This window comes from Pseudomonas sp. CM27 (assembly GCF_013179515.1).
Lineage (GTDB): Bacteria > Pseudomonadota > Gammaproteobacteria > Pseudomonadales > Pseudomonadaceae > Aquipseudomonas.
Map to the genome: position 1 here is coordinate 1 of NZ_JABMCN010000239.1, position 9,524 is coordinate 9,524.

Annotated in this window: 8 protein-coding genes; 1 reads left to right on the forward strand and 7 read right to left on the reverse strand. The window is 66.6% G+C overall.

Features of this window, described 5'->3' with window-relative positions; all coding sequences use genetic code 11:
- From HP547_RS23630 to HP547_RS23660, 7 genes are all read right to left on the reverse strand, one after another.
- A partial coding sequence (locus HP547_RS23630; protein WP_172287704.1) for a prepilin-type N-terminal cleavage/methylation domain-containing protein occupies positions 1-310 on the reverse strand: 310 nt, incomplete at its 3' end.
- A 3-nt stretch (positions 311-313) separates the two neighbouring features.
- Positions 314-748 (reverse strand): type II secretion system major pseudopilin GspG, encoded by a 435-nt coding sequence (gene gspG / locus HP547_RS23635; protein ID WP_172287707.1) that lies wholly within the window; start codon positions 746-748, stop codon positions 314-316.
- Between the two features lie 17 nt (positions 749-765).
- Positions 766-1,968, reverse strand: a complete 1,203-nt coding sequence (gene gspF, locus HP547_RS23640; protein ID WP_172287710.1) for a type II secretion system inner membrane protein GspF — start codon at positions 1,966-1,968, stop codon at positions 766-768.
- Positions 1,969-1,971: 3 nt separating this feature from the next.
- A complete protein-coding gene (locus HP547_RS23645) occupies positions 1,972-3,420 on the reverse strand; it encodes a GspE/PulE family protein (RefSeq protein WP_172287722.1) in 1,449 nt (482 codons plus the stop codon).
- Positions 3,420-5,174, reverse strand: coding sequence for a type II secretion system secretin GspD (gene gspD, locus HP547_RS23650; protein ID WP_172222335.1), 1,755 nt, complete (start codon positions 5,172-5,174; stop codon positions 3,420-3,422). The genes HP547_RS23645 and gspD overlap by 1 nt, the downstream gene beginning before the upstream one ends.
- A 21-nt stretch (positions 5,175-5,195) precedes the next feature.
- Positions 5,196-5,621, reverse strand: a complete 426-nt coding sequence (locus tag HP547_RS23655) for a pilus assembly protein PilZ (protein ID WP_172287713.1) — start codon at positions 5,619-5,621, stop codon at positions 5,196-5,198.
- Positions 5,618-7,258 (reverse strand): lipoprotein UxpA, encoded by a 1,641-nt coding sequence (locus HP547_RS23660; RefSeq protein ID WP_172287716.1) that lies wholly within the window; start codon positions 7,256-7,258, stop codon positions 5,618-5,620. Before HP547_RS23660 ends, HP547_RS23655 begins: the two co-directional genes overlap by 4 nt.
- Positions 7,259-7,482: 224 nt before the next feature.
- On the opposite strand from HP547_RS23660, the gene HP547_RS23665 reads away from it, so the two are divergent.
- On the forward strand, positions 7,483-9,524 hold a 2,042-nt coding region (locus HP547_RS23665; RefSeq protein WP_172287719.1), incomplete at its 3' end, for a PhoX family phosphatase.

The following is a 9,524-nucleotide window of genomic DNA, read 5'->3' on the forward strand; positions in this document are numbered from 1 at the left end:
GCTGTGGGCTGGCGGGCCAGTCCGGTTGCAGGCCCTTGGGCCAATCGCCGAGGGCAGTTGCTGCCACCACCCAGCCATTGCCCTCGCGCAGCACGAACTCGGGGCGCTGGCCATTCCAGCGCAGCCCGCGCAATTGCCCGGCATGCCGGGCAAGCGCAGCCTGGCTGCGGATTTCCGCAGCCAGGCGTTGCAGGGCCTGGTCGACACCGGCCTGGCCGCCAAGCCCGGCCACTGCCAGCCCGGTCATCAACCCGGCAATGGCCAGCACTACCAGCAACTCGATCAGGCTGAAGCCACGCTGACGGCGCACCCGTTACAGCGCCCAGTTACCCAGGTCGGCATCCTGCCCTTCGCCGCCCGGCAGCCCGTCAGCGCCCAGCGAGTAGATATCCACCCGCCCATGTTCGCCAGGCATGCGGTACTGGTAAGGGGTGCCCCACGGATCTGCCGGCAGGCGGCGCACATAGCCGTCACTGCGCCAGGCCCGTGGCAACGGCTCCTGGGCCGGCTTTTTCACCAGCGCGGCCAGGCCCTGTTCGCTGCTGGGGAAGCGCAGGTTGTCCAGCCGGTACATGTCCAGCGCCTGCTCCAGCGTGGCCAGGTCGGCCAGCACCTTCTGCTTCATGGCCTTGTCCTGGTTGCCCAGCACGCTGGGGGCGACCACGGCGATCAGCAGGCCGATGATGAAGATCACCACCATGATTTCCATGAGGGTGAACCCGCGCTGGCGATTACGTCGATGCTGCATGGCAATACTCCTTGTGTTCACAGTTGCAGGCCCTGGTTGAGTTGCATGATCGGCAGCAGCACCGCCAGCACGATGAACAGCACCACGGCGCCCATCACCAGAATCATCAGGGGTTCGAACAGCGCCATGGCGGTATCGACCTGGCGGGCAAAACCGCGCTCCTGGTCGTCGGCCACGCGCTCGAGCATGTCGGCCAGGGTGCCGCTGGCCTCGCCGCTGCCGACCATGTTCACCAGCAGCGGCGGGAATTGCTGGCTGGCATCCAGCGCACGGTGCAGGCTGGTGCCGCCCTGCACCTGCTGGCGCACCTGCTCCATGGCCAGGCGGATGCGCCGGTTGCCGACGGTTTCGGTCGCCACTTGCAAGGCTTCGAGCAAGGCCACGCCGCTGCCACTGAGAATCGCCAGGCTGCGCGCCAGGCGTGCGCTTTCCAGCACCTGCAACAGGCTGCCGATGCGTGGCAGGCGCAGCAGCAGCTGGTCGCGGCGCAGGCACCAGTGCGGCTTGCGCAATAACCAGCCGCCCAGCACGCCGAGTATCAGCGCCAGGCCCAGCAACCAGGGCCCGGCGTGCACCAGCCCCTGGCTCAGGCCGATCAGCAGCGAGGTAATCAGCGGCAGGCTCTGCCCGGCATGGGCGAACTGCTCGGTGAGCTTGGGCACCACGAAGGTCATCAGGCCGACCACCACGGCCAGCGATACGCCCATCAGCACCGTGGGGTAGATCAACGCGGTTCGCGCCTTGTGCTGCTGGCGTTGTACCTGTTCCAGGTGATCGGCCAGGCGGGTCAGTACCTGGGCAAGGCGCCCGGAACGTTCGCCTGCCTCGACCAATGCGCAGTACAGGCCGGTAAACGGTGCACCCTGGCGCGCCAGGCTGCGGGCCAGGCCGAGGCCTTCGGCCAGCGAACCCCGCAGCGCCACCAGCACACTGTGCAGGGCCGGCTGACGCAACTGGCGCTCAAGTGTGGCCAAGGCATCCACCAAGGGGATGCCGGCACCGGTCAGAGTGGCCAGCTGACGCGTCAGCTCGCACAGCTGGGCCCGGCCAAGGCGCTGACGGCGGGGTGGCCGGGTGCCGGACTCATGGCGCTGCAACTGCCGGGCAAACAGGCCCTGCTCGCGCAACAACTGGCGCGCATGGCGTTCACTGTCGGCCTGCAGGCTGGCCTTGTGGGGTTTGCCGGCGAGGTCGACGGCCTGGTAGCGATAGGTCGGCATGGCTCAGCCCTGCACCGCGCGTAGCACTTCGGCCAGGCTGGTCTCACCGCGCGCCAGGCAGTCGCTGGCCATCGCCACCAGGCTCTGGCGGCGGTCGATCAGGTAATCCTGCATGGCCAGCTCACTGGCACCGGCGTACAGCAGGCCAACGAGCCCGGCGTCCAGTTCGATGAATTCGTACAAGCCCAGGCGCCCGACATAACCACTGCCCTGGCACTGCTCGCAGCCAACCGCATGGTAGCTGCTGCCCAGCGCTGCCAGCTCCGGCCACAGCTCCCGCTCGGCAGGCTGCAGCGGGTGGGCCACGGCGCAGCTGCACAAGCGCCGCACCAGGCGCTGGGCCAGTACCCCGCGCAGGCACGAGGCGATCAGGAACGGTTCGATACCCATGTCGCGCAGGCGGGTCACCGCGCCCACGGCACTGTTGGTGTGCAGGGTGGACAGCACCAGGTGGCCGGTGAGGCTGGCTTGCACGGCGATCTGCGCGGTTTCCTGGTCGCGGATTTCGCCGAGCATGATCACGTCCGGGTCCTGGCGCAGGATGGCCCGCAGGCCGCTGGCGAAGGTCAGCCCGGCGCGCGGGTTGATGGCGGTCTGGCCAATCCCGGCGATGGCGTATTCCACCGGGTCCTCGACCGTGAGGATATTACGGCTGCCGTCATTGAGGCTGTTGAGGCTGGCGTACAGCGTGGTGGTCTTGCCCGAACCGGTCGGGCCGGTGGACAGCACGATGCCATTGGGGCGCGCCAGGCAGCTCCGCAGGCCCTGCAGCACAGCCGCCGGCATGCCCAGGTTGCCCAGCGCCAGCAGGCTGGCCTGCTTGTCCAGCACACGCATCACCACCCGCTCGCCGTGGATACCGGGCAAGGTCGAGACCCGCACATCCACCTCGCGCCCTGCCGCGCGCAAGGTGATGCGACCGTCCTGAGGCTGGCGCTTTTCGGCGATATCCAGGCGCGCCATGACTTTGATCCGCGACACCAGCATGGCCGACAGCGCACGCGGCGGGCGCAGCACTTCGCGCAGGTGGCCATCGACTCGCAGGCGTACCACCAAGCTTTGTTCGAAGGTTTCTATATGGATGTCCGAAGCACGCAGGCGCAGGGCCTGGCCGAACAGGCCGTTGATCAGGCGGATCACCGGGGCTTCGTCGTCGCTTTCCAGCAGGTCTTCGATACGCGGCATCTCGCTCATCAGGCTGGCCAGGTCGACCTGGTCGCCAATGCCCTCGATCAAGGCTGCTGTGGCCGCATCGCCGCCCTGATACAGCTGCCCGAGGCGCTCGTCGAAGGCAGCCGGCTCCAGGTATTCGAGCGCGCAGGGCTGGCCATGCACGCGCAGCAGCTCCTGCAACTGGGCACTGTCGGCATCAGGGCGCAGCCACAGCTGCCAGCCCTGCTCGGTCGGGGCCATGGCTACCCCACTGTGGCGCGCCTGGCGATACGGCAGCATCACCAGTCACCGCCTTCCAGGCGCGCGCGGCTGGAGGGAAACACCTGCAGCAACGGCGTCCCTTGTGCCAGGTCCGGCAGTTGCAGCGGCGTGGTCTGCTGCAAGCTGCGGTACTTGTCTTCACTCAGCCCGGCCAGGCTCGGCCCGTCCCGCAGGATGCGCGGGCGGATGAACACCATCAGATTCTGCTTGGTGTTCTTGCTGGCATCGGAGCGGAACAGCCGGCCCAGGTAAGGAATATCGCCGAGCAAGGGCACACGCTGATTGCTGGTGCTCAGCTCGTCGCTGATCAGGCCACCGAGGATCACCAGGCCATTGTCCTCGACCATGACCTTGGTCTTGATCTCGCGCTTGTTGGTGATCACGTCGCTGGCGGCGCTGGATTCGGCAATCGATGACACCTCCTGGACGATGTCCAGGCGCACGCTGTTGTCGATGTTGATCTGCGGCTTGATGCGCAGCTTCACCCCGACTTCCTTGCGCTCGATGGTCTGGTACGGGTTGGCGTTGTTCTGGGTTACCGAGCCCGTGACAAAAGGCACTTCCTGACCGACCAGGATCGACGCCTCGGCGTTGTCCAGGGTCAGCAAGGTGGGCGTGGACAGCAGGTTGAAGCCGCTTTTGCCCTTTAGCGCATTGACCAGCATGGCGAAGTTGAAGCCGCCGCCAAAGTGGCCAATACCTGCCGTGGCGCCGGCAGTGGTCGACAGCAGGTCGCCCAGCGCCTCGCTGTCACCACTGGCGGCAGCCCCGGCGATGTTGGCGATGTTCACCCCGTTGCTGCCGAAGTTGACGATGCCGGCGCCGAACTTTTCATCGGCGAACAGCCATTGCACACCGAGCTCCTGGGCGCTGCTGTCCGATACCTCGGCAATGATCGCCTCGACCACCACCTGGGCACGGCGGATATCCAGTTGCTCGACGATATCGCGGTAGGCAGCCAGCTCGCTGTCCGGGCCGACCATGACCACGGCATTGGTGCCTTCTTCGTACTCCAGGCGGATACCCGAGTCACTGGCCACCGCCAGCGGCTGGTCCTTGCCCTGGCCTTCGCCACCGCCATTGGCCGCGCCTTCGCCGGGCACCGCGCCTTCCTGGCTGAGCCCGCGCAGCACCTTGACCACTTCACCGGCATTGGCGTGGCGCAGGTAGATGACCTGGGTACGGGTGCCGGCGGCTTCGCTGGGGCGTTCCAGCTGATGCAGCAGGCTGGCAATGCGGTCAAGGTTGCTGCGCCAGTCGGTGACCACCAACTGGTGCGCCGCCGGGTAGGGCGTGATCACGCCCACCCGCGGGTCGATCAGCGGCTTGAGGATGCCCAGCACCTGTTCGCTGGCGGCATTGCGTACATTGAAAACCCGGGTGGCCACACTGTCGCTGCCCGCGCCCTGCCCTGCGCCGGTCTCCACCGGCACCGGCTCCAGCCGCGCGACCTGGTCAGGGACGATCTTCACGCTGCCGTTGGGCAGGTCGACGGCGGCATAGCCCTGGGCGCGCAGTTGCGCCAGGAAGATGTCGTAGATGGCATCGGCGTCGTGCAGGTCGACCGTGCGCACGGTGACCTTGCCTTTGACCCGCGGGTCGACGATGAAGGTAGTGCCGGTGATGCGCGAGACGCTGTCGATGAACTCGCCCAGTTCGGTGTCGACGAAGTTCACCTCGTACATCGGCGTGCCGTTTTCATCGAACGTAGGCTCCTCGGCACTCACCCCCGGCACGGCCAGGACCAGGGCCAGGCTCAGCGCAGCCGCCATGCAGTATCTAACAGGCATCGTTCATCCTTGGCGCTTGAAGCCGGTCACGGCAGGGCGTGGCGGCCAGGGCAGGCGTTCACGCCGCCCCTGGTTGTTGAAGATCAGGCCATCGCCATCGATGTCCTGCAGCACGATTCCTGGCGCCAGGCGCTGGCCGCGGGCCAGGGTGCGCACCTGCTCGCCATACCGCAGCACCACCACGCTGGAGCTCAGGGGGTGAGCCTTGAGGCCACCGAGGTAGTGCAGCGGCAGGCGGGTAATGGCGATGCTGCCGTCGTCGACCGGCACCTGCCAGTGACCGACCATCAGCCCCGCTAGCGGGCTGTTCACCCTTGCTGGCGCCGTGGCAGGCTGCGGCTGGCGACTCAGTTGCAGCACGCATTGGGCGGCCAGCCAGCCGGCCAGGGCCAGGCCAGCGCCGCTGAACAGGCGCGAGGCAACTATCACGAGGCCAACTGCCGTGGATGCCAGCCCGGGTGGCCCTGCACGTAACGCACGTCGGGCAGTTGCAGGGCGGCCAGTTGCCAGTCGCCAGGCTGCCGAGCCAGCCAGGCCTCGACCCGCTGCCAAAGCGGTTCGCCGGCCTGGGTTTCGAACTGCAGGCCAAATGTGCGGCACAGCCCTTGTACCGGTTCCAGGCCGGTGATGCGCTTGCCTTGCGGGCTGTAACTGACATGCCAGGCCTGGCCCTGCCAGCGTGGCAGGTCCTGGCTGTTGTCCAGCAGCAGCGGGTCGCCGAACAGTTGCTCTGCGGCGTTTTCCAGTACTTGTTCCACCTGCCGGGCCGGCGCTTCGACTACAGGTGCCGGGTAGCCACCGGTCAGACTGATCAGGTGTTCGCGGGTGATGCTTGCCCCTGCCGGCAGCGGATAGTCATAACGCAGGCCCGGCAGCAAGACGGGCATGCTGCTGTCGTCAGCCAAGGCTTGATGCAGCAAGCGGTCCCAGCTGCCGCCACGGGTATCGCGGCGCCACAAGGCCTGCGGCGCACGGGCCAAAGGCTGGTCGAGCCAGGCCGCGTGGCCGGCCCGTTGTTGCCGTAATTTCGCCTCCAATTGCGCGACACGTAACAGGGCGGCAGGTGCCAGCTGTTGTTCGAAAGCCGGGAAGAAACGCCCGTCGAACTGCCATAGCCCAGCGACGCGCTGACAGCGCAGGCGGAACGCGCCACTGCCCCGGCAGCCGGCGAACAGCACCGGCACACGGCGCCCGCTGGCCTGGGTGACCGCCACCGGTGCCGGCCACAAGTCCTGACCACGGGCGCACAGCAGGACGTCGATCTGTGCTACCCGCTCGGCCAGCCACAGGCCGGGGCCGGTACCGACATCAGCCATGGCCACTACCAGGTCGGCCTCGCGCCGGGCCTGTTCGAACACCGGCTGCAGCGACTGGTACCACTGTTTCAGGGAGGCTTTCTGGTCCTGTGCGTAAGGGTCGGTGACACCGACCACGGCAATACGGGCGCCGCCGCGCTCGAAGATGTGCGAGGTTTCTACACCCAGCGCCTGGCGTTGCGCATCTGCCAGCCCGGCGCCCAGGGTGATGGGGCCAGCCTGGCGATACAGGCCGGGGCTGCGTTGTGGCCACAGCACGCGTTCGTCGCTGCTGACCCGCACCTCGCTGCCCAGCAGCTGGCTGCCCTGCACCCCGCTTTCGCCTTGGGTCAGGTAGGCCAGGCCACTGCCGTTCCAGCCCTGCCCGTTCTCCAGGGTCAGGCTGTTGCCTGCCCCCGCCTCGCCGCGCAATTGCTCCAGCAACGCGGCCAGCACCGCATAACCGCCCAGTTGGGCAGACGCTGCCTGGCCGGCATCGAGCAAGGGTGCCAGTTGTGGGTAGGCGACGCTGGCGCTGCTGCCGGTCATCCACGGCGCACGGCCCAGGTGGCTGACCGGCCCCAGGCGGGTGGCCGGCACCACAGCCTGGCCAGGCTGGCGGGCATCGAGGGTATCGGCCACATACAGCAGGTCGAGGTGGGCGTGACCGTCCTGTTGCCCAGGCAAGGCGGAACAGGCGCCAAGCAGCGGTGCCAGGGCACCGACACCCATCCAGCCAATCACTTCGCGCCTGTGCACACTGCTTGCCATCGAACCCGCCATCCTTATCCACGCTCATTCAGGGCTCCGGATGTTGCGGCGTTGGCATTACAGTTTGATGGCAGAAATCCGACAGCAATTCCAAATTGGTCTGTAGGCCACGGATCTAAGAACCGGTAGTTTTAAAAGCTCGTTAACATTTCTGCCAATGAATCATCACACTAGCGCTCTAAAGTCGCGGTTTCCTCCTACTCAGCCACAACAAGGACACCCTGATGAGTCGAGATACCGGCGACAACCTGGACCGGAACCAAAGCGGCAACCTGCCGATGGCCAACGTCATGGACGCCTACCTGAGCCGCCGTAGCGTGATGCGCGGCAGCCTGGGCGCCGCCATCGCCATGATTGCCGGTACCGGCCTGACAGGCTGCTTCGACGGTGGTGGCTCCGATCATGATGATCCGGTCACCGAACCACCGGTGACCGAGCCGCCAGTCACCGAGCCGGAAGTGCCGAAGCTGGCGCTGGGCTTCCAGTCCATCCCCGGCTCGCGCACCGACGCCTGCGTCGTTGCCGCCGGCTACAGCGCCTATGTGCTGGCCCCGTGGGGCACACCGATCAACAGCAATGGCAGCCCATGGAAGTCCGACGGCAGCAACACCTCCACCGACCAGGCCAACGCCATGGGCATGCACCATGACGGCATGCATTTCTTCCCTATCAACGGCAGCTCGGAAGACGGCCTGCTGGCGATCAACTTCGAATACATCGACGCCGCCGCCTTGCACCCGGCCGGCCCTACCACCGATGTCAACGGTAAGCGCCCGGTGGAAGAAGTACGCAAGGAAATCAACGCCCACGGCGCTGGCGTGGTGCGCCTGCAGAAAGTCGGCGGCCGCTGGCAGGTAGTCGACAACGACCCGCTCAACCGCCGCTTCACCACCGCCTCGCGCATGGAGATCACCGGCCCGCTGCGTGGCACCGAGCACGTCAAGACCAAGTACTCCAGCGCCGGCACCCACTGCCGTGGCACCAACAACAACTGCGGCAACGGCTACACCCCGTGGGGCACCTACCTGACCTGCGAAGAGAACTGGCCTGGCATCTTCGTCAACAAGGGCACCCGCCCCGAAGACCAGCGCCGCATCGGCGTGGGCACTTCCAGCGGCCAGTACAAGTGGGAAAGCGCTGCCGGTGACAGCAGCGAAGTGGCCGACGAATTCGCCCGTTTCGACGTGACCGTGAAAGGCGCCAGCGCCACCGACGACTACCGTAACGAAGCCAGCACCTACGGCTACATCGTCGAGATCGACCCGTACAACAGCAGCACCTTGGCCACCAAGCGCACGGCCATGGGCCGCTTCCGGCACGAGGGCTGCTGCCCTGGCCTGCCGGTCGCCGGCAAGCCGCTGGTGTGGTACATGGGCGACGATTCCAACAACGAGTACCTGTACAAGTGGGTATCCACTGCCGTTTGGGACGCCGCCGACGCCAGCCCGGCCGACCGCCTGGCCACCGGTGCCAAATACCTGGACCAGGGCAAGCTGTACGTGGCCCGCTTCAATGCCGACGGCACCGGCGTCTGGCTGCTGCTGGACGTGACCACCGCCACCACCGCCGGCAGCACCCTTGGCGCGCTGTATGGCGACCTTCCCGGCATCATCCTCAACACCCGTGGCGCGGGCGATGCCGTGGGCGCCACGCCGATGGACCGGCCGGAATGGACCGCAGTCAATCCGCTGAACGGCGACGTATACCTGACCCTGACCAACAACAGCGCGCGCACCCCGGAAAAGGTCGATGCGGCCAACCCGCGCGGCCCGAACCGTCACGGCCACATCATCCGCTGGCACGACAGCGACGACCAGCTGAGCTTCAGCTGGGACATCTTCGTGTTCGGCGCCAACGCAGCCGGCACCGCCGACATCAACCGCTCGGGCCTGACCGAACTGAACCAGTTCGCCAGCCCGGATGGCATGAGCTTCGATAGCCGTGGTGTGCTGTGGTTCGAGACCGACAACGGCGAAACCACCCTCACCGACTACACCAACGACCAGTTGCTGGCGGTAATCCCCACCGACCTGGTGGATGCCAGCGGCAAGCAGGTGCCGGTGAACGCGCAGAACCAGGTGGACCTGCGCCGCTTCTTCGTCGGGCCGAATGATTGCGAGGTGACGGGGATTGCGTTTACCCCGGACAACAAGACCTTGTTCGTTAACATTCAGCACCCGGGGAACTGGCCGTATACCGACAAGGCTACCGATGCTACGCCAGCTGGGGCCACGGTGCGGCCGCGGGCTTCGACGGTGGTGATACA